Raw genomic sequence first — 218 nt, 5'->3', positions numbered from 1 at the left:
GGTGTGATTCATGACTGGGGTGAAGTCGTAACAAGGTAGCCGTAGGGGAACCTGCGGCTGGATCACCTCCTTAATCGACGACATCAGCCTACTGATGAGCTCCCACACGAATTGCTTGATTCTTTGTCGAAGACGATCAAGACCCTATATAGGTCTGTAGCTCAGTTGGTTAGAGCGCACCCCTGATAAGGGTGAGGTCGGCAGTTCAAATCTGCCCA

At 51.4% G+C, this 218-nt stretch carries 1 rRNA gene; it reads left to right on the top strand.

What is annotated here, in order from left to right:
• Positions 1–73 (top strand): 16S ribosomal RNA (locus L6D80_RS30050); the annotation flags it as partial.
• Positions 74–218: the final 145 nt, after the last annotated feature.

It is taken from the genome of Pseudomonas ceruminis, from assembly GCF_021602025.1.
Lineage (GTDB): Bacteria > Pseudomonadota > Gammaproteobacteria > Pseudomonadales > Pseudomonadaceae > Aquipseudomonas > Aquipseudomonas ceruminis.
The sequence above is the reverse complement of the archived record's forward strand: the minus strand, read 5'-3'. Positions and strand labels throughout refer to the sequence as shown.